Source organism: Vibrio sp., assembly GCF_984391705.1.
The window spans coordinates 256631-278543 of sequence record NZ_CFHWOM010000001.1; the positions used below are offsets into that span (position 1 = coordinate 256631).

Consider the following 21913-nt stretch of genomic DNA (forward strand, 5'->3'; position numbering starts at 1 on the left):
ATCAGTTATCTAACAGGAACTGTTTAAAGCGAGCTTGAGTTTTAGCATCTGCTTTTTCATACCAAAAGTGCAGCATCTGCTCTGCGGTATTCTTCCCTTCAAGGTCTTGCTTGGAAATGTTTGCTGGTAATGTCACAGGAACAACTTGATTGTTTAGTGAAGCCACGCCATTACCACGATTATACTCAGCGATTTCCAGTTTGAAGTTGCGGCCAATTTGCATCCCTTCTTTGACTAACTGCTCTTGTTTAACTGTCACGGGTTCGCCATTTTGGTTTTTGAATTGCCAACTGGCAGACTTGATGTTTTGCTTTGCTTCACGGACGTTACGATACTTCGGAAAATCAAATTCCAGATCACTATCTTGCGCAGTAAATTTTGCAACGATGGGATCGCTTTCTACGATGATTCGGTCGTTACCTTGCGTGAAGTATGGCTTATACAGAAACAGAACTTGGTTTTCTCCGTCTGGAAGAGTTACTGTTTTGTGTGAAGCAAACAGACCCCCATCGAGCTGTGGTTTTTGCTCGTTCACCAGCAGTATTTCAACGGTGTCTGGAACTGAAATTGTTACTTCTGCTAACGCGTTAGCACTGAGGCCCAATGCCGCAAGCGCGAATATAGATGCTTTGATTTTCATAGCTAGTGCCATCTTAATGAGAGAGTTGGTTACTTTGCCTCGCTATTAACCTGATTGCAATGGAGTGGCTTTGAGTGTCTAAACTTTTAACCGCAATATGACTTTCAGTGTGGTGTTGTATCGAAAGGCTTTATAAATTTGAGCCACGTTTCACGGAAAAGTAGTCATTCAGCGACTATATTGGTGGTCAGTTTGCCATCAACGATAAGGACAACGCTATGAATTGCATTTGGATGCACGACAGCCGCTACGTGTTGTCGTCATGGTATAACTTAGATTACTGCCTCTCACTACAAAGCAAAGAAACAGACTCGCTTTAATTTCCTCTAGCGCTGCTGCGCACCCAAACTAACTACTAAACTTATTCTTATACAGAAGTATCTGTAGGGAAGATTACGTCTTAAGGAAATTAAAATGAAACGTATCCCAGAACCATTTCGCATCAAAATGGTAGAGCCGATCAAAATGACCACATATCAAGACCGCGTGGAGGCTCTCAATGAAGCAGGACTTAACCCGTTTCTACTAAAAAGCGATGATGTTTACATTGATTTGCTCACTGACTCTGGCACAGGTGCAATGAGTGACAATCAGTGGGCCGGCATCATGATGGGGGATGAGTCCTACGCTGGAAGCCGCAATTATTACAATTTATGTAGCGCGGTGGAACATTTCTTTGGCTACAAACTCACGGTGCCTGCTCACCAAGGGCGTGGTGCGGAGCAAATTCTGTTTCCTGCCTTAATTGAGAGAATGCGTACCGTACGTGGTGGTACTGAGCCTGTTTTTATTTCCAACTATCACTTTGATACAACCGCTGGTCATATCGAGCTTAACGGTGGCAAAGCCATCAATGTGGTGGATGAGCATGCATTTGATACGACGACGCCATATGACTGGAAAGGCAACTTTGACCTGCAAAAACTCGAAGCCACCATTGAAGAACATGGTGCGACAAACATCTGTGCCATTATTACCACTGTGACCTGTAATAGTTCGGGTGGTCAGCCTGTTTCAATGGAAAACATGCGTGCTGTCTATGAGATTGCTGTGAAGAACGATATTCCTGTAGTGATCGATTCTGCGCGCTATTGTGAAAACGCGTACTTTATTAAGCAACGTGAAGAAGGCTATCAAGATAAATCTATCTTGGAAATCATCCGCGAAATGTACCGATATGGTGACATGTTAACTATGTCTGCTAAAAAAGACCCTATGGTCAACATTGGTGGTATGTGCTGTATTCGTGATCACAAGGAACTGTTCCAAGCGGTGCAAACTCGATGTGTACCGATGGAAGGGTTCGTGACATACGGTGGTATGGCTGGGCGTGATATGGAGGCATTAGCAAGAGGCTTGTATGAAGGTGCGGATGAAGACTATCTTCACTACCGTATTAGCCAAGTGCAATATTTGGGCGAGCGTTTGCGCGAAGCGGGCATTCCTATTCAGTACCCAACTGGTGGTCATGCGGTTTTTGTTGATGCAGCAAAAATACTGCCACATATTCCTGCTGAAGAGTTTCCTGCGCAAGTGCTGTGTAATGCTCTCTATTTAGAGGCGGGTGTTCGTGCTGTGGAGATTGGTTCTTTGTTGCTTGGCCGAGATCCAGAGACAGGAGAGCAAAAAGCATCTGAATTAGAGCTGATGCGATTAACCATTCCTCGCCGTGTGTATACCAATGATCATATGGACTACATCGCGGACGCCATCATTGCACTTAAAGAGAGTGCTCATGAACTGAAAGGACTGACTTTTGACTATGAGCCTCCGGTTCTTCGCCACTTTACCGCGCGTTTTAAGTCTAAATAACATCGCTCTTTCAATGCTATAAATGATTGACTGCCTCCCTGAGTAATCGGAGAGGCAGTTTTCTATTTTATATTCTTGTTTTCATCTAGTTACAGCTGCTGATTTTATCTGATAAGCATATGGTTTCTTCTGCAACAATGTGAATTTATAAATCCTGACTCAGTATCCAATTTGTGATGTAACAAAATGCTAACAGCAATATGATTTTTGATGTTGACTCGTAAAGCACTTTTATTTTTTCCATCTAAAAAAAAGTCTCTTAAATACTGAAATGGATGTTCTTCGTTTGCAGTAGAGGAACAGCTTTAACTCTGATTTTAGAGTGAAATTCAAGGAACGAGAGAAATAGATATGAATCGTATTACTTTGTGTGCAGCTAGCATTGCGATGGCTCTATCTGGAGCATCAATTGCAGCACCTGCGGCTCCAAGCGTCGACGTATATGGCTCGAACAACCTACAATTTTCAAAAATAGAACTCGCGATGGAAACCACCTCTGGCTACAACCAGATGGTGAAATATAACGAACAAGCGAACATCACCGTAAAGTTTAATCAGTGGAGTGGCTCTACAGGAGACACTTACAAAATCTTATTCGACGGTGTCGAGGTCGCAACAGGGCCTATTTCAGGAAGCCAGACAACGGCTAACTTTACTTATGGTCAAGGCGGTCGTTACCAAATGACGATCGAAGCTTGTGACGCGACAGGCTGTAGTGCGAGTGCGCCAGCTGAAATCGTGGTGGCGGACACTGATGGTTCTCACCTAAAACCGCTAACGATGAACGTAGATCCAAACAACAAAACGTACAACACTGATCCTAATACAGTCGTTGGTACGTACTTTGTTGAATGGGGCATTTATGGCCGTAAATACACGGTAGACAATATTCCAGCGGATAACCTAACCCATATTCTTTACGGCTTTATCCCAGTTTGTGGCCCAAATGAATCGGTAAAATCGGTGGGTGGTAATAGCTTTAACGCGCTTCAGACTGCGTGTCAGGGCGTCGCAGACTATGAAGTCGTGATCCATGACCCTTGGGCTGCTTACCAAAAAAGTTTCCCGCAGGCAGGACATGAGTATAGTTCACCAATTAAAGGTAACTACGCCATGCTTATGGCGCTTAAGCAGCGTAACCCAGATCTGAAAATCATCCCTTCTATCGGTGGTTGGACGTTGTCAGACCCATTCTATGATTTTGTAGATAAAGCAAATCGTGACACGTTTGTCGCGTCAGTCAAACGCTTCCTCAAAACTTGGAAGTTCTACGATGGTGTTGATATTGACTGGGAATTTCCCGGTGGTGGCGGTGCTGCTGCCGATAAAGGTGACCCAGTAAATGACGGCCCAGCATACATTGCGTTGATGCGTGAGCTTCGTGCAATGTTAGATGAGTTGGAAGCGGAAACAGGCCGTACTTACGAACTCACTTCAGCTATTGGTGTTGGTCACGATAAGATTGAAGATGTGAACTACGGCGACGCGATTCAGTACATGGATTACATCTTTGCCATGACCTATGACTTCTACGGCGGTTGGAATAATGTAGTTGGTCACCAGACGGCTCTTTACTGTGGCTCATTTATGCGTCCAGGTCAGTGTGATGGCTCTGGTGTAGACGAAAACGGTGAACAGTATAAAGGCCCAGCGTACACTTCAGATAACGGTATCCAATTACTACTTGCCCAAGGTGTTCCTGCGAACAAACTGGTCTTAGGTACTGCGATGTACGGTCGAGGCTGGGAAGGTGTGACACCTGATACGCTAAGTGATCCAAATGATCCAATGACAGGGGTTGCGACTGGCAAGCTGAAAGGTTCAACCGAACAAGGTGTTTGGGAAGACGGCGTAATTGACTACAAAGGCGTGAAGACCTTTATGCTTGGTGACAATAAGCAAGGCGTGAACGGCTTTGAATACGGTTACGATGACCAAGCAGAAGCGCCTTGGGTATGGAACCGCTCAACTGGAGAGCTCATTACTTTTGATGATGACCGTTCAGTGAAAGCTAAGGGCGCATATGTTCGCTCTTTAGGTTTAGCAGGTCTGTTCTCTTGGGAAATTGATGCGGATAATGGTGACATTCTAAATGCGATGCACGAAGGTCTTGCTGGTGGTACGCCATCTAACCGAGCGCCATCTGCAAATGCAGGCGCTGATGTTACCGTTGTTGGTCCAGCTACAGTGTCTCTTGATGGTAGTGCATCAAAAGATGCGGACGGTACAATCGCAAGTTACCAGTGGACTCAAGTTTCGGGTACACCTGTCACTTTATCAGGAGCAGGTAGTGCGACTGCAAGCTTTGATGTGGCAGAAGTGGCTCAAGCAGAAACACTAAGCTTTAAGCTAACAGTAACAGATAACGAAGGAGCGAGTGCTTCGGACACAGTAACTGTGAATGTCAATCCAAAAGACTTACCACCAGTCAACAAGGTGCCTGTCGCAGCGATTTCTGCTCCGGCTAACGTTAATGCAGGCGATGTCGTGGTGATTGATGCTTCAGGCTCGACGGATGCGGATAATGATGTTCTTAGTTACTCTTGGGATGTGCCAGCTGGTTTAAATGCCACTGTTGATGGTGCAACAGTAAGTTTCGTTGCGGCAGAGTACACTCAAGATACGTCACTTGCATTCACTGTAACAGTGAGTGATGGTAAAGCGACGTCTTCTGCTTCTGCAGCGGTTGTTGTCGCTAAGAAAACCACAGGTGGTGAACTATGTAGTGACTTATGGGATGCATCGGCAGTCTACACAGGTGGCAACCAAGTTTCTTGGGCTGGAAAAGTTTGGGAAGCGAAGTGGTGGACAAAGGGTGAAGACCCATCGAAGTCTGGTGAATGGGGCGTTTGGAAGGAAATTGGTCCTGCAAGCTGTTCAACTAACTAAGTAACGTATGGTCTAACTAAAAAGCCATTCAGGGCAACCTGAATGGCTTTTTGTTTGGAGTAAGCTATTTGAGTTTAAGTTGCGGCTCTTACTTTACCTTGTTTGAGGCTATTTAGAACTTCAGACTTAGGCCCGTCTGCGATAACACAACCTTTCTCCATCACGATAACGCGATCGACGACATCAAGCATTGATGTTTTATGCGTAATCAAGATTAATGTTTCACTCTTCTTCAGTTGCGCCAATTGCTGTTTAATATGCATTTCAGAGCGATTATCCATCGCACTGGTTGGCTCATCCATCAACAAGACTGGTGGACGGCCAAGTAATGCACGAGCAATTGAAACGGCTTGGCGTTGACCACCAGAGAGCAATAAGCCTCCTTCACCAACCTGACGTTCTAAACCGGCAGGGTCTTGCTGAGTGAAAACAGTAACACCAGCGCGATTAGCCGCATCCATAACATCGCGGTCATCGGCAAGAGGGCGGCCTAGAGTGATATTGTCGCGAATTGAACCAAAAAACAGCTGGCTGTCTTGCGGAACACAACCAATGTTACGGCGAATATCGATATGATGCAGCTGCTGAATGTCAGTGTCATCAATACGCACGTGCCCTTCTGTTGGTTGATACAAGCCCATGATCAATCGTTCTAATGTGGTTTTGCCCGAGCCGATACGGCCAATAATCGCTACTTTTTCTCCGGGTTGGATCGTTAGGCTAAGATCGCGAACCGACGCAATTGGTGAATCTGGATAGTGGAACGTCACTTTATCCAATTCAATTTTTCCGTGTACAATCGGGCGATGAATATAGCGCTTGCCTTCTTCTTGCTCATCAGGCATTTCCATCACTTGTTCGATAATGGTCATTGACGACTTTGCTTGGTTGTAACGCGTTGAGAGTAAAGATAATTGAACCATTGGTCCGATGGCACGGCCACTTAACATTGTTGCTGCAATCAATCCCCCCATGGTTAACTCGCCTTCAGCAATTAGGTAAACCCCTAGAATGATCATTCCGATGTTTGAAGCTTGCTGAACGAAACCTGCCGTATTTTGAATACCATCGGTAATACGACGACTCTTGATGTTCCAGTTTGCCATGTGGGCTACCGCTTCTTCCCAGCGGAACTGGAACTGGCTTTGGGCGCCAAACAATTTCACAGTTTCAAGCCCAGCAAGGCTCTCTATTAGATTGGCATACTTTTGTGAAGCCAAGCGCGAGCCTTCTTCAATGGTGTGGCGCAATGGTCCTTGAATAAGCAGGGAGTAGACAATCAGGATCAAGACACCAACTATCGGCACCAGCACCAAGTTTCCTGCCATTAGCCAGATTAAAAGAAGGAATAGAATCGCGAACGGAAGGTCGATTAAAGAGCCAATCGTTGCGGAAGTAAAAAACTCACGAATCGATTCAAACTCTTGTAAATGACGAGCAAAAGCACCCACGGATGGTGGTCTAGCTTCCATTCGAATACCCATCACTTTGCTAAACAGCTTAGATGAGATCAAAATGTCTGACTTCTTACCTGCCACATCAATAAAGTAACTTCGCATCAACTTTAGAAGCAGATCGAATAAAAAGATGACAAAAATACCGCTCGCGAGTACCCACAGAGTCTCAAATGCGAGGTTTGGTACTACTTTGTCATACACCAATCGAGTGAACATGGGTGCAGCAACGGCGAATAGGTTGATTAAAATCGAGGCAATTAATACATCGCGATAGATATGTTTAGATTGCCAAATTGTGCTCCAGAACCAGTGACCTTCTTTAGTTTTTAATACCTCTGGTGAGCGTTCATCGTAACGGAACTGCTTCTTCACTAAGAAGTAGCGGCCGATGTACTGCTCTTCAAGGTCATTCCAACTGATCGAAACGGGTACTAGGCCAGAGTCTCCTGTAACGATTTCAACTTCGCTTTTGTCTTCACTAATACTGTTTAGAACGCACGCATCACCACTTTTGAGAAGTAAGACAACAGGTAATACTAACTGAGAGATCTCATTGAGTGGTGAGCGGTTTTCCTTCGCGACTAAGCCTGCTCGCTCGGCAGAGCGAGGGAACAAAAAAGGAGTAAGCTTACCATCAGCGAGTGGTAAGCCATTGATAAGAGCTTCTGGTGAGTTAGCTAAGCCATAGTAGCGGCTCACGTAGATAAGCGAATTTAATAGCGGGTCCTGCATGCTATGCCTTTATCCTATTTATCTACAATGAAGCCTTGGAAGACTTCAATAAAGTGCTCGGATAAGAAATCGAGCTGAGTTTGAGTTTCAACACGTGAAGCAATAGTTTTAATTCCCAAGTTGTGCGCGGTTCTAGAAATAGAAGTTAAGGTGAACTTCTGTTTCTCATCGTCTAGGTGATGTGTGTATAGGTAGTCAAGCTTAACGTAAGCAGGACGGAATTCATTAATATAGTCAAGAGATTGGAAGTTTCGACCATAGTTGTCAACACCAAAGTCTGCGCCTGCGGCACGCACCGCGTTACAGAATAATGCCGTGTGGTGAGGAGAGTTGATGAAGCAGTTTTCTGGGATCTCAAAATGCAGTAACGCTGCACAACTCTTGTTTTTGTTTAACAACTGAGTGACCCAGCGAATAAAGCTAGGTTGAGCGATACTGGTTTGAGAAATGTTAATTGCCACTGGCTCAGAAACTTCGCCTTCTCTGATGCGTTTCACCATTGATTCTATAACGTACTCGTCGAATACATGGCTTGCATTTAGCTGCTCAAGAGCAAACAGGTATTGGTTGGCACTAAAGCGTTCATCGTCTTTTTCAATCGCAGAGAATACTTCGCGATGGTAGGTCTGACCCCAAGAGTTGTTTGCAGCCTGGAAGCGGAAGGTAATCCAATCATTGTTGATCGCTTCCTCAACCAAGTTCTTCCACTGCTGTTTACCCATTAGGTTGTCACTGTTAGCGCCTGAAACATACCCGTAAGATAGCTCAGGGTTTGCTTTGGCTGTCGCAAGTGCGTTGTCTAACATGGTTAGAATTTCACTGGTACTCATCGATGTTTCGTTATGAACCACACCAAGCGCAATGCTTGATGTCGCCATCCCCGTAGGATCTGCGTTGATATCTTGTACGTAGGTAACGATGCTATCAGAGATTAGTTTGAGTTCGGTATCATCCATATTCGGCAGAATAAAGCCAAACTCCTCTGTTGAGATACGGGCGATAGTGACGTTAGGAGAGGTTAAAGATACTTTCAGATGATCGGCGAGCTCTCTTACCATACCATCTCCGAATTCATAGCCTTTGTCATCGTATAGCTCTCGAATGAAGTTCGCTTCAAGAATAGCAACACCACCAAAGCCACCTTCACTTAGCCAAGAGCTCAACTGGCTCATATAGAAAGCGCGGTTACCTAAGCCAGACACTGGGTCAACATAAGCTCGTTCACGGAGTTGTTGAGCTTCTTTAGCTTGAGCTTTAAATGATTTCTCCAGTTGGGCTGACATACTATTAATGCCATCAACCACGTAAATAAGATCCTGTGTTACCGGTCTTGGTAATGGCTCTCCAAACTGGTTACGAGCGACTTGCTCCATCTTAGTAACGATAAGATTGAGTGGTTTCAAAGCGCGCTTCAAAATGAAAGATATGGAGAATAAACCAATCAACATGATGATACAGAAAGCAATCACTAAACGTTCAAACGCCATCCACAACTGGGTGTAGGCTTCCCCAGGGTGACTGACTATCTCTACTTCAGCGAGTTGCATCCAGCCGCTGGTTACGACACGGCGATCATGGATTTTTTCGAATAGGTGCAAATCGGTAAACCACTTCGGCACATTATTCGGTCTGACGGGATAAGAACGAAGAATTTCTTCCCCTGTGTCTAGGAAGATAAGCCTTACAACCGAATAACTACTACCATCAAAGAGAGCGTTGATTACCGACTCCACGGCAACGGTATCTTTGTTTTCCAAATAAGGGGCTAGTGCTAGTCCGACCGTGTTAATGGTGTTATTGACTTCGGATCGCTGTTGCTGAACTAAGTTGTTTCTTGTGGTGTTGAACTCGATGACAAACACCGAGATCAAAAGCATCAAGATTACAGCAATCATTCCCGCGACAAGTTGTTTATATAACGTCATATTGCCTACTCATCATAATTAATTATGGGTTTGTTTAGTTTTAGCGATTTCTCGCGAGCACGGAGGTCATTCCAAAGGCTCAACCTGGATGACTTCCCTGCTAACTGACCTTTCTTCGATTTCATCAACCAGAGATTTTTACCGTTGAAACTGTATATCGGTAACAGATCACGACGCTTTGACGCGCGCTTGATTTCGGGGTCAATGTTATCGAGTAGAATCGGTTCTGCACTTGGCGTTGAGTAATAAGCGAGAACCATATGAAATTGGTTTAGCGTAATCGCTTTAACGTACACTAAACGGAGTTTCTTATCTGAGACACCTAATTCAAGTAAAGAGAAATACTTAGCAATAGTGAAATCTTCGCAGTCGCCCGCATTACTGCCAAGGAATTCTAGAGGGGTTGCCCAATAATCGTTCTTACCCCAAAGGCGATCGTCATTCACGAAGTTTAGTTGATTGAAGAAACTGTTTACTTGGGTGAGCTGCTGTCTTTCAGGGAGCGATTTGTACTGTGATAGCTCTCTTCGCCACGTTTCTACTCGACGCGCAGCTCTATCGCCATAGGTCTTACGCACGGCATCGACCCACCTTTGCTCTTGAGTATTTAGAGCAAAAGAGGTGGTTGATGCTACCAGCATTAATAAAGCGATCAGAACATACTTCATCTTGGGCTTATATGTTGCTTAGAGTTCTGTCGTCAACACGGTCATTCATGATTCGGGGCTTTACTCCTTTAAAGCGTTATTTTTTGCACCAAGGATTGGCTTAAGTAAATATTCCATTACTGTGCGTTTGCCGGTGATAATATCCACGGAAGCTGTCATGCCAGGGATGATAGGCAAAGAGTTGTCTTTGTTTAAGCTTGTTTCTTTCGTTCTGACACGAACCAAATAGAAGCTGTTTCCTTCTTCATCGGTGGTCGTATCGGCACTGATGTGTTCAAGTGTTCCTTCCAGTCCGCCGTACTTGGTGAAGTCATAGGCACTGAACTTAACAATGGTAGGTAAGTCTGGGCGAAGGAATGCGATATCTTGAGGAGCGATTTTCGCTTCGACAAGTAGGGTATCTTCACTTGGTACGATCTCTACGATATCCATACCTGGCTGGATTACACCGCCAACCGTGTTGATGTTAAGAGTTTTAACTGTGCCAGTCACTGGTGAGGTCACTATTGTTCGATTTACACGATCTTCTAGTCCAACGGCAGACTCAGTTAAGGCTGACAGCTTATCTTGCGCCTGGTTCAGCTTTTCTTGCTGCTCTGAACGAAACTTTTGTGCAACATCGATACGGCTTAACATTGCTTCACGAATTGCAGATTTCAGTACAGGCATCTTCAATTCACTTGAGGTGAGCTCACGACGAGTATCGTTTACTTGCCTTTGAAGTTTGAGGAGTTCAATCTTAGGTACAACGCCCTCATCTGCTAGTGGCTTAGTAATATCTAACTCTTTTTTGGCGAAGTTATAGCTATCTCGTAGGTTACGAATTCGAGCCTGGATCTCAATTACATCTTGTTGCTTCTGCTTCACTTGTTGGTCGATGACCGAAATTTGGTTTCGCAGTTTGTTCAAATCTTGTCGGTATTCAGCACGCTGGCGGGCTACAAGTTGGGGTTTTTGCTCGCTTAGTTGAGGAGGAAAAGCCAGCTTATTGAAATTAATGAGGACGTTGTTTTGCCAATTACTGTTATTGAAGTCTTCATTTATTACCACACTAGTTATAGAAGCAGATAACTGCATAACACTGGCAGTTAGGTTGGCGACTTGCTGCTCTCGCTCACGAAAATCAGAGCGGAAGCGAGTGTCATCTATGAGAAGTAGCTGCTGTCCTTTCTCGACGTTTTGCCCTTCTCGAACCAGGATATCTTTAATTAATCCCCCCTCAAGGTTTTGTACAACTTGAATTTGGGAAGAAGGGACTACTTTGCCTTGACCAACAGTCACTTTGTCGATTTGCGCCCAAGAAGCCCATACACCAGCCAAGATGAAAAAGAACACCATCACCCAAAGCATGACTCGAGCACTATTGGGGGTATTGAGAAGAAGCGCCGCGGTTTTATCGTCGACGTAATCCAACTCAGTGGGAGTAAGCTTGTTATAACTGCTCTTACTCATTGGTGTTCCTTGTCAATTGAAGTTATTTTATTGATTTTATTACTGTCTGATGCAAATGTTAAGAATTTGCTGACATAATCCCATTTGAGCCTCTAATTTATCTACCTGAATCGCTCTATAGAATGAGTGTAGCGTTTGTATTGGGGTTCATGCTTGAGTTCTACACAATTAGAGCGCACAATCAGCAAAAAAATTTCGTCAGGAGATAAGATGGAACTTGAAGATATCCGCCGCGAGTACACCAAAGGTGGACTTAGAAGAAAAGACTTGCTTGCCGATCCTATCCAACAGTTTGACCTGTGGTTGAAGCAGGCCATCGAAGCCAAGCTGACTGATCCAACAGCGATGACGGTTGCTACAGTTGATGCATCTGGCCAGCCGTTTCAACGTATTGTTTTGTTGAAGCATGTCGACGAACAAGGGTTCGTTTTCTACACCAACTTAGGTAGCCGTAAAGCTGAGCAGATCGGTGAAAATTCGAAAGTTAGTCTTCATTTTCCATGGCACCCTATGGAGCGCCAAGTACACATTACTGGCGTGGCAGAGAAGCTCTCGGTGGTTGAAAATATGAAGTATTTCACTTCGCGGCCGAAGGAAAGCCAGTTAGCCGCTATCGCGAGTAAACAAAGTAGCCGTATTTCAGCTCGAGGAGTACTGGAAGGGAAGTTTCTTGAACTAAAACAGAAATTTGAACAAGGTGACATCCCCGTACCGAGTTTTTGGGGTGGTTTTAGAATCAAGCCAACATCGATTGAGTTCTGGCAAGGAGGAGAACACAGATTGCATGACCGTTTCCTCTTCTCTAAAGAAAATGAAGCTTGGAATATAGATCGCCTTGCGCCATAGACTAAACAATACGCCGCTTTAAGCGGCGTATTCACTATTTAGAACCACTGAAATCTGCCTTTTTAATAGAGTATGCGGTATGTAAGAGCCGTAGCCTTTCTCCAATGCCATATCAATGAGTTGCGCTTTGGTGTGAGCTCCAAACTTTGCTCTTAAACGAGCGACATGACTTTCCAATGTCTTAATTGAGATATTCATAACATGGGCAATGTAGTTCGGCTTTTTCCCATACAGCAATAAGAACAACGCTTCAGACTCCCGCGGAGAAAGCTTTAGGGAGTGCTCTGCTTGGGGGGCTTTTAGTTGAACCATTTGTTCATCAGAAAGCCCGGTTGCTCGGCATATCCAATGACCCACTTCCAAAATAGCGGTGTCGGATAAGTCTTGCCCATAGAAAATGGTCCCTTGAACCTCATTTAGTTCGTTATACCAAGGCGTTTTGATGAATATATGCGCTCGCCAACGGCCGTCAGGGTATGGATGAATATCGAGTACTTTTAAGCTAGTTCGGTTCTCCATGACGTAGAGATCTTGATTACGGAAATCGTCTGCGCAACGTGATGTTGGGCTAGGAATTTCATGGTCATTTAAGCCAATGCATTGCTGTACGTTTTCGAAACCAACAAGCTCCGCATATGCTTGGTTTGCATAAACAAACACGGAATTTTGGTCCTTACACCCCCAGTATCCGGGTAACTGGCTAAATAAGGAGACTAACTGCGGATTCACTTCTTATATGCACCTTATAGAACAACCTCGCCATTTTAGCTTAAGGTCCTACTGTGTACGATAAAAAAATGCCAGACACTGAGTGGCTGGCAAACACAAGATTACTCTTGTCGACGTGTAGAAGAGGTTCTATGGCCATGATCCATGGCATAGACGTATCAAAAGATACCGAGTACTCATGTACCCCGTGATGCAATTATTCGCGAAAACAATTAACTTTATGGGGATTTAGAGTAACTCTATAAATAGTTTACTTAGTAGTGGGGAATAAAAAAGGGGGGAAATCCCCCCTGTAAACAATGATTTGTTTAACTATTGACTAGTTGAGTTCACGTACGACGCGGAAGCCCAGATAGTTTGAAGCTGTGAAGGTCGACAAGATGAGTTGTTGGTCAGCAGCAGCCATTTCTGGCGAAAAGTTCCATGCGCCACCTTTGGCTACGCCATTGGAGCCGTTTGTCCACTGCCAGACATTACCCACGGCATCATACATCCCCAGTTTATTTGGTGAAAACGCGCTTACTGGAGCTGTGCTGATATTTGACCAAGGTGTTCCACTCCAGCCTGTATTCGCTTTACCCGTTTCAAACGAGTTACCCCACCAATACTTTGCTTGGCTACCTGCTCGCGCAGCAATTTCCCACTCTTGCGTTGTAGGCAGACGGTATTTTGCTCCAGTTTGCTTACTTAGCCATTTAGCATAGGATTTTGCGTCGTTTTGGCTCACACAAACCACGGGAGAATTAGGGTACTGCTTAAAGCCTGGACTCTGCCAACTGCTTTTCGATAGAGGGGTGACTTCGCCATCAACCAAAGCTGTACAAGTATTTTTTAACTCTGCGTCTGTTTGATACTTCGTCTGTTCGATAAATGCTTTGAACTGATTGACGGTGACAGGAGTCGCGCCAATACCGAAAGCATGATCAAGGGTGACTTTCTCTGTTGCATTTTGCCCAACAAGATATTGGCCTTTTAAAATGGTGATCATTTCAGGAGCTTTAGCACCATTTGCAAGAGAGTCAGCAAACTTATCACCGGAGCGAGGCTTGTTAGTGCGTTCTTTCAACTCGGCACGAAGCGAGAAGTCAGAGCCAACATCAACGCTCTTACTGAACGGATAGTAACCTTCTTTCTCTACTAAGATAGTGTGTTCGCCTACAGGAAGCATGACTTCGATGGGTGTTGAACCATAAGAAACGCCATCGATAAGAACATTATCGTCATACAAGTTGGAACGAACGGCGACGTTTACCCAAGCCACTTCTTGCTGAGCAGCCGTATTATCCCCGCTGTTTTGTCCTTTTGCTAAACAATACTTCTTATCCAGATCCAGTAGGCGGCAAGCGGTACTTTTCCCTGGACGAGACTCCATCTCTACATCCATTAAGCTGCGGTAACGCATTCCATCTTGGAAGCCGCTTTCTAGCGTTTGGTGATCCAAAACGTGGATGTTGATAGAAGCCTTGTGTAAGTTAGTTTTTACTACATTAGTTTCAGACAGCTTTTCCAGCAAAGATAAACGAAACTCTTTCACTGCTTTTTGGAGTGCAAGCTCTTTTGTCTGGCTTTCACATTGCGAGAAAGTCATAGAATCCGCGCAACGATTGGTGAAACTAACGGAAATCTTTTTGTGCTGATTTAATTCTTGAGTCAAACGTTCCGCACGCGCTCGATACTTAGCGGTTTCAAGGTTATCAATCAAACGTTGGATGGTTTTAATTTCAGCTTTCTTTGTGACTAAGTCGGCCTCTAGTTCAGTAAGGCGGTGCTCCGCTGACAATGTTTGGTCTTGATTGATTTTGATTGCTTGCCAGGCGTCTTGGTAAGCTGCTTGAGACGCCGCGATATCGATATTCGGGTCATTGATCATGCGCTCATAGTCGCGCTTGAGTTTTGCTTTCGCATCCTCGAATTTTGCAGACAGAGTCGCCGCGTCAGACTTGAGACGGTTAATTTCACTCTGTTGTTGGTTTACTAGTGCTTGTTGTCCATCCCTGAACTGCTCAAAAGTCACCAACTCCGAATGCTTTGTAAAAATCTGGTCATCGATTTCCATCAATGATTTTGGCGCTTCTTGTGCTACAGCATACGACGCCATCAAGGTCGGAGATAATGCTAGCAAAAGGGTCGAGAAACCGAATCGCATTGTCTTTCTTCTACATCCAAAAATTATGTTAATTGGCTCATTCTAAACGAAAACGCCACTTTGATCTCAAATTATCATTAGATAACGTAGAATCAAAGTGGCGTTTTTCTTCATCTTTGTGAATTGTGTTGGTCTTTTACTCAATATTATCCGTTAGGACGAAGTTTTACCCACACTGTATCATTCGAATTGATGGTGATAATTCGGTTATAAGATTGGTAGCCATTCTTAGAAACGGTCACTTGGTGCTGGCCTTTTGGTAGTACAACCTCAACCGGGGTGCTACCGTAACTGATGCCATTGATCGTCACAGCGTCATCATATTGGTCCGAACGTACCGTGACATTTACCCAGCTCTTATCAATTTTCTTATCTTTTTTCTTCGCACTCTTCAAACAGTATCGATTTGATACGTTTAGCAACTTACAAGCCGTGGTCTTATCTGGGCGAGCACGCAGTTGAGCTTGAATCTGTGTGAAGTATTGGTTTGTACCTTCAAAACTTGAGCGAACAATTTGTGACTCCTGAACGATCACGTTTAGCTGTACGTCTTTAGCGTTTTGTTTAGCTACATGCGATTCAGTCACACTGTCAAGCAATTGTGATTTAAAAATCTTAACCGCTTTTTGTTTGGTTAGATACTGGCCTTGATTTGAACATTCTCCCAAGGTCATTGTCGCAGAACATGTGGTGGTGTAACTGGTTTCCAGTACGCTGCTGTCACGAAGTTCTCGATCCAAACGCTTAACACGAGCGTCTACTTTCTGCTCCTTTAAGTAAGAGTACTCTGACTTTAAGCGAGCTTGCTTCTGCTTGATAGACGCGACGCGCATTTCGTTTTCAGCGATGGCTTGTTTGTTTTCTAGCAACGCTTTTTGCGTGTCTTTAACTGTCGCCCAAGATTGACGATAATCGTTCTGGAAAGCAGCTAGATCTAACTCTGGATCTTCAAGAAGGCGAGTATATTGGGTATCCAAAGCGATTTTAGCACGGTCTCGTTTTGATATTTGCTCTTGCTCAGCTCGCTGCAACTTGTTTTTGTCACTTTGAAGTTGCTGTAACTGTTCACTTTCGTCACTAAACTCACTTGTAACGGCGTTCAGCTCAGACTCTTTTTGTTTAATTTTGCTTTCAATTGCGGCAACAGGGTCTGACGAGGCAGATTCTTCCGCAAATGTTGAAGTCGAAACCCAAAATGGGGTTAGCGCTAACAGTAGCGCTGGGATGCGACGTTTGTTCATAAGTCCCTGCAACAAATAATGTTTAAAATACTAATCTCAAAACTCAGTCTGTGTGTCAGGGAGTGAAAGTTGAATAGACAACCACAACCGATAGACAGATAGATGTATAGACAAACAATTGACACTCCTTTGCATGTTTGCCGTTCAGAGATATCGATTCGTCCTTTTTAGCACTCTTGGCTAAACTCAGCCTGCGATTCTATCACAAGTTTCTAGAAAATCAGGAAAGTCCTCCAACCATTCTGTGAGTATTAATGAAATATTCAAGTGGCAAATTCTATTCTGGAAATAACTTAATAGGTAGAAGGCGCATTGACCGTAAATAATGTGCACTTGATCATTCTTCCGTACAAAACGTTTCATGCCAATTAACCAGTAAGTAACGGAGACTCAACAGAAAACTTGTTCTTCTAATATGTGTCTCGTTGGTTATTGAGGGGCAAAGTTTCGAGAATTTATGATTTTGTTATACCATTTACTCTACCTCGAACCGATAGTGTGGTTACCCATGAATCCTCCGTCAGAGCTGCAAACTGTCCCAAATATTGACAAACTTTTGTCGCCAAAACCGGCAGAGTTGATCACGTTACCTTCTTACATGGAGTGTCATGACCATAGTTATACTCAAGTCGTTATCGGACTTAAAGGTCAGGCGGAGTTCGAAGTGAATGGTTATGGAAACTTAGTAGGACCAGGGCAAGGCTGTGTTGTGACGTCAGGCTCAGGTCATGCGTTTGGTGGTGTGGTTGGCCAGTCAGATATTTTGGTCCTAAACATGCCATTAGCCAATAATGATGACCCTTTGATGCTGCAAAAGCTCAATGCGTTAAATGATCGAGATACATATTTCCAACTTGATGGACAAATTCAAAAACTGATCCAGATGCTTGTTGCTGAGATGCAGTCTAGCCCAGAAGATTTGCTGCTTAGCCGTGCCTGCAACGATACGGTTATTGCGCTGTTGCACCGTCATATGTCGTCCTTTGAAACGTTGCGTAAAGAATCTCGTTTTGACCTAGATGCGATCGACCGCTACATCGAACAAAATCTCAGTCATAAGATCAGCGTTGCTCAGCTTGCGGGTAGTGTTTTCCTTGGTGAAAGTCAGTTTCACAACTTATTTAAAGAGCAAATGGGGATTACCCCGCACCAGTATGTACTCGGCAAGCGGATTGATATGGCGAAGCAACTTATCGCACAAGGAAACTTATCCCTCGGCCAAGTGGCTGAGCTGACGGGCTTTTCCGGACAAAGTACTTTCACGCATACGTTTTCTCGCCTTCAAGGCATTTCTCCTTCGGCCTACAAGAAAAGAATTGGTTAAAACTGCAAAGACAAACCGAATATAATATTGCCATTTTGGGTGTGACTCTGTTTTTGTTTTGTTAAAAAACAGAGTTTTTAGCAAAAAGCTCGGAGTTTTTGACAAGTATTCCTCTCAAGCTCAAAATACACTGCATGCCATTGTAGGAAACCTGAACATTTGTCAGGTGTGAGATTGAGGAAAACGCATGTTTACAGCAACTGATGTGTTGAACACAGAGTTTGTCGAGCAACCGCTTGAGAAGCTTTGGTCATTGATCTCGCCACTATACATGGTGGACGAGTCACAATGGCTTGAGCAACTGTTGCCTTTGGCAATGCCAACTGACGCTGAAAAAGCCCAAATTACCCAAAAAACGACTGAGCTTATTGAAGCTATTCGCGTTGATAAGAAGTCGATTCAGATGATCGACGCGCTATTGTTGGAGTACAGCCTAGATACGCAAGAAGGTATCTTGCTGATGTGTTTAGCTGAGGCTTTGATGCGTATTCCTGATGCCGCTACCGCAGACGCGCTGATCCGTGACAAGTTAAGCGTGGCAGATTGGAAATCACACCTGAAAAATTCAGACTCTGTTTTTGTGAATGCATCGACTTGGGGCTTAATGCTAACGGGTAAAGTCGTTGGCCTTTCTGAGGAAGAATCTCAAAGCCCAGTGAGTGCTGTTAATCGCCTAGTCAATAAGATGTCTGAACCTGTGATCCGTAAAGCGATGCACCAAGCAATGAAAGTGATGGGGCATCAGTTCGTGCTAGGTCGCAGCATTGCAGAAGCGCAGAAGAATGGCCGTTCGAATCGAGATAGAGGCTTTACTTACTCATACGATATGTTAGGTGAGGCTGCGCTAACCACTGCTGATGCGAACAAATATTTCAAAGACTACTTAATGGCTATCGAAGCGGTTGGTCGTGACAAGTATGGTTTGGACACTAGCCCAGCACCTTCAGTATCGATCAAACTGTCAGCGCTTCATCCGCGCTATGAAGTTGCCAATGAAGAGCGAGTGCTAACCGAGTTGTACGACACGCTACAACAGTTGTTAAAGCGCGCAGTTGAGCTAGATGTGGCCATTACGATTGACGCCGAAGAAGCGGATCGTCTAGAACTTTCACTCAAGCTATTTGAAAAAGTGTATCGCAGTGACCTGGTTCAAGGTTGGGGTAAGTTTGGCCTAGTGGTTCAAGCTTACTCAAAGCGTGCGTTGCCTGTGCTTGTGTGGCTAAACGGTCTTGCGAAAGAGCAAGGTGACCTAATCCCTCTTCGCTTGGTAAAAGGGGCGTACTGGGACAGTGAGATTAAGTGGTCACAGCAAGCAGGCTATGCAAACTATCCAGTTTACACTCGTAAAGAGGCAACAGATGTCGCGTATTTAGCGTGCGCTAAGTTCCTACTAAGTGAAAATGTACGTGGCAATATCTTCCCACAATTTGCTAGCCACAATGCCCAGACGGTAACGTCTATCGCGGTGATGGCGAAGCATAAAGATTTCGAATTCCAACGTTTACATGGTATGGGCGATTCTCTATATAACCATGCTATGGAAGCATATCAACAGTCGGTACGTATCTACGCGCCTGTTGGTAGTCATAAAGACCTGCTGCCTTACTTAGTTCGTCGCTTATTAGAAAATGGAGCAAACAGTTCGTTTGTACACCGTTTAGTGGATGCTCGTTGTCCTGTTGAGTCATTAACTCATCATCCAGTCGACATGCTAAAAGCATTTGATACGTTTAATAATGCGCAAATCCCTCTACCTCCTGCTGTATTCCCAGAGCGCAAGAATTCAATAGGGGTAAACGTAGATGTAGAGAGCGAAGCGAAACCGTTTGAGGCAGACGTCGAAAGCTACCTTAGTAAGCAGTGGCTTGCGGCTCCTATCATAAACGGTCGAGATTATGCCGAAAGCATGATCAAGGAAAACACTAACGTAGAAACGGTCAAAGCCCCTTATGATCGTCGTATTGAGGTAGGGCAGGTCGCTTTTGCTAGCCTTGATCATGTTTCCGAAGCGATTGAGGGTGCACAACAAGCATTTTCAACATGGCAGGCGACGTCATCTCAAGAGCGCGGAGAGAAACTAGAGAAGCTTGCTGACCTGCTCGAAGTGAATTTGGCTGAACTTGTCGCGCTATGTCACCAAGAAGCGGGTAAAACGATTCATGACAGCATTGACGAGGTACGTGAAGCGGTTGATTTTTGTCGCTATTACGCTAAACAGGTAGATGCATTGGGTGAACTAACCATCACAGGGTTTGATGGTGAAACACGCAACATTGCTCGTCAGGGGCGCGGTGTATTTGTCTGTATCAGCCCTTGGAACTTCCCTCTGGCAATCTTCCTTGGCCAAGTTGCAGCAGCACTTGTTGCCGGCAATACGGTTGTCGCCAAACCTGCGGAACAGACTAGCTTGATTGCGGCTCGTGCGGTAGAGCTAATGAATGAAGCCGGTTTCCCTGCTGGTACAGTGCAACTTCTACCAGGACGCGGTGCAGAAATTGGTTCAGCGCTAACGTCTCATCCTGCTATTGCGGGGGTTGCGTTTACGGGTTCGACAGCAACCGCTCAGCGCATCAACCAGACACTGGCCCAGCGTGATGCAGCGCCAGTTCCATTTATAGCCGAAACGGGTGGTCAAAATGCGATGATCGTCGACAGTACTGCTTTACCAGAGCAGGTTGTGCGTGACGTTATTCGTTCTGCTTTCGCTTCAGCGGGTCAACGTTGTAGTGCACTTCGAGTGCTCTATGTTCAAGAAGATATTGCTGACCGTATTGTTGCCTTAATTCAAGGGGCAATGCAGGAGCTCTCTGTAGGCAAACCTTACCTACATTCTACCGATGTTGGGCCTGTGATCGACGCAACTGCGAAAGCGAAGTTGACTAAACATATTGAGCTTATGTCATCGACAGAAAAGAAAGTTGCTCAACTGACTTTATCTGAAGAGCACGAGCATGGAGATTTTGTCGCTCCTAGCGCTTTTGAAATTCGCGACATCTCGTGCCTGAAAGAAGAGCAATTTGGCCCAATTCTGCATATTGTTCGCTTCAAAGCGAGTGAGTTGACTCAAGTGGTAGAGCAGATCAATAACACTGGGTTTGGTCTAACAATGGGTATCCATAGTCGCAATGAAACGACTTACCGTTGGATTGAGAAACATGCTCGTGTCGGCAACTGCTATATCAATCGTGACCAAGTTGGTGCCGTGGTTGGTGTTCAACCATTTGGTGGTCAAGGCTTGTCTGGCACCGGTCCTAAAGCTGGTGGTCCACACTACTTGTTCCGCTTTACTCAAACTCAATTTGCTTAAGCCTAGCTCGGAGATTAATTATGGTTCATCAAGTAACTCGTTTTTCTGACGCATTTTCGGCTTGGGAAAATTGGAATTTAACGGATTTTGATTCAAAAAGTGAGTGTTTGCTTGCTTTTAAGCAGTCGCTACATCAAGCGAAGCCTTCATTAGGCGCAGTTGTTTCATTTCATATCGAACAAGCATCTACTTTGCTAGCGGAAACTCATCAGCTTGTTGGCCCGACAGGGGAAACAAACGAGCTTTATACCGCTGGACGAGGCGTGGCTTTGGTTATTCAACACGATAATTCAAGTCAGGCGAAAAACGCAGTTGTTGCTCAAATAACAGCTGCACTAATTGCAGGGAACAGTGTCATTTTATGTAGTGATGACACTGAACTTAGCAAAGAACTTGAAGCTGCTTATACGCAGTCTTCTCTACCTACTAACCTAGTACAGTTTACTTCTTTAGATGCTTATCATCAGCTGCTGGAGTCTGACGTACGTAGTGTGGGTTACGTAGGTAACATCGAGGTTGAACGTAGTGTCAACCGCCAACTTGCGAAACGTGAAGGGGCTATTGTTGGCCTAGTTTCGGAAACGGATCTGGACGCTATTCCGGTTGCCCACGATCCACATTTATCGCTGCGTTTTATCACCGAGCGCACGAGAACAATAAATATAACAGCAGTGGGTGGTAATGCGACCTTGCTTGAGCTTGGAAGCGAAACTCACTAACCCTTTTCCGTGTATAGCCCCTATCA

General features: G+C 44.7%; 14 protein-coding genes. 6 read left to right on the forward strand and 8 right to left on the reverse strand.

Annotated features, from left to right (window positions below):
• Position 1: 1 nt before the first annotated feature.
• On the reverse strand, positions 2–640 hold the full coding sequence (locus tag AC4MRV_RS01255; RefSeq protein ID WP_491185600.1) for a DUF2057 family protein: 639 nt from the start codon (positions 638–640) through the stop codon (positions 2–4).
• A 414-nt stretch (positions 641–1054) separates the two neighbouring features.
• Between AC4MRV_RS01255 and AC4MRV_RS01260 the strand changes: the two genes are divergently transcribed.
• A complete protein-coding gene (locus tag AC4MRV_RS01260) occupies positions 1055–2452 on the forward strand; it encodes a tryptophanase (protein WP_491185601.1) in 1398 nt (465 codons plus the stop codon).
• Between the two features lie 351 nt (positions 2453–2803).
• Positions 2804–5341, forward strand: a complete 2538-nt coding sequence (locus tag AC4MRV_RS01265; RefSeq protein WP_491185602.1) for a glycosyl hydrolase family 18 protein — start codon at positions 2804–2806, stop codon at positions 5339–5341.
• A gap of 74 nt (positions 5342–5415) precedes the next feature.
• On the opposite strand, the gene AC4MRV_RS01270 is transcribed toward AC4MRV_RS01265, so the two are convergent.
• From AC4MRV_RS01270 to AC4MRV_RS01285, 4 genes are read right to left on the reverse strand one after another with little or no spacing between them, the layout of a single operon-like run.
• Positions 5416–7530 (reverse strand): type I secretion system permease/ATPase, encoded by a 2115-nt coding sequence (locus AC4MRV_RS01270; RefSeq protein WP_491185603.1) that lies wholly within the window; start codon positions 7528–7530, stop codon positions 5416–5418.
• A gap of 14 nt (positions 7531–7544) precedes the next feature.
• Positions 7545–9455: a bifunctional diguanylate cyclase/phosphodiesterase gene (locus AC4MRV_RS01275; RefSeq protein WP_491185604.1), complete on the reverse strand. Its 1911-nt coding sequence runs from the start codon at positions 9453–9455 to the stop codon at positions 7545–7547.
• Positions 9456–9460: 5 nt separating this feature from the next.
• The gene (locus AC4MRV_RS01280) at positions 9461–10123 is read right to left on the reverse strand and encodes a transglutaminase-like cysteine peptidase (protein WP_491185605.1); all 663 of its coding nucleotides are present in this window, start codon (positions 10121–10123) and stop codon (positions 9461–9463) included.
• 60 nt (positions 10124–10183) lie between these two features.
• Entirely contained in the window at positions 10184–11575 is a 1392-nt protein-coding gene (locus AC4MRV_RS01285) for an HlyD family type I secretion periplasmic adaptor subunit (protein ID WP_491185606.1), read from the reverse strand.
• A gap of 210 nt (positions 11576–11785) precedes the next feature.
• On the opposite strand from AC4MRV_RS01285, the gene pdxH reads away from it, so the two are divergent.
• Complete coding sequence (pdxH, locus tag AC4MRV_RS01290; protein ID WP_491185607.1) at positions 11786–12421, forward strand: pyridoxamine 5'-phosphate oxidase; 636 nt, start codon at positions 11786–11788, stop codon at positions 12419–12421.
• A gap of 18 nt (positions 12422–12439) precedes the next feature.
• Here the strand turns inward: pdxH and AC4MRV_RS01295 are convergent, their stop codons facing one another.
• The 3 genes from AC4MRV_RS01295 to AC4MRV_RS01305 all read right to left on the reverse strand — a co-directional run bounded on the left by AC4MRV_RS01295 (position 12440) and on the right by AC4MRV_RS01305 (position 16537).
• Positions 12440–13150 carry a helix-turn-helix transcriptional regulator gene (locus AC4MRV_RS01295; protein ID WP_491185608.1) on the reverse strand — a complete coding sequence of 237 codons (711 nt, stop codon included), beginning with the start codon at positions 13148–13150 and terminating at the stop codon, positions 12440–12442.
• 319 nt (positions 13151–13469) lie between these two features.
• Positions 13470–15296 carry an SUMF1/EgtB/PvdO family nonheme iron enzyme gene (locus AC4MRV_RS01300; protein WP_491185609.1) on the reverse strand — a complete coding sequence of 609 codons (1827 nt, stop codon included), beginning with the start codon at positions 15294–15296 and terminating at the stop codon, positions 13470–13472.
• A gap of 146 nt (positions 15297–15442) precedes the next feature.
• Positions 15443–16537 carry a PEGA domain-containing protein gene (locus AC4MRV_RS01305; protein ID WP_491185610.1) on the reverse strand — a complete coding sequence of 365 codons (1095 nt, stop codon included), beginning with the start codon at positions 16535–16537 and terminating at the stop codon, positions 15443–15445.
• 508 nt (positions 16538–17045) lie between these two features.
• On the opposite strand from AC4MRV_RS01305, the gene AC4MRV_RS01310 reads away from it, so the two are divergent.
• The 3 genes from AC4MRV_RS01310 to AC4MRV_RS01320 all read left to right on the forward strand — a co-directional run bounded on the left by AC4MRV_RS01310 (position 17046) and on the right by AC4MRV_RS01320 (position 21887).
• Positions 17046–17861 (forward strand): AraC family transcriptional regulator, encoded by an 816-nt coding sequence (locus AC4MRV_RS01310; protein WP_491185611.1) that lies wholly within the window; start codon positions 17046–17048, stop codon positions 17859–17861.
• Between the two features lie 187 nt (positions 17862–18048).
• On the forward strand, positions 18049–21168 hold the full coding sequence (gene putA, locus AC4MRV_RS01315; RefSeq protein ID WP_491185612.1) for a bifunctional proline dehydrogenase/L-glutamate gamma-semialdehyde dehydrogenase PutA: 3120 nt from the start codon (positions 18049–18051) through the stop codon (positions 21166–21168).
• 20 nt (positions 21169–21188) lie between these two features.
• Positions 21189–21887 carry a 1-pyrroline-5-carboxylate dehydrogenase gene (locus tag AC4MRV_RS01320; RefSeq protein ID WP_491185613.1) on the forward strand — a complete coding sequence of 233 codons (699 nt, stop codon included), beginning with the start codon at positions 21189–21191 and terminating at the stop codon, positions 21885–21887.
• Positions 21888–21913 lie beyond the last annotated feature (26 nt).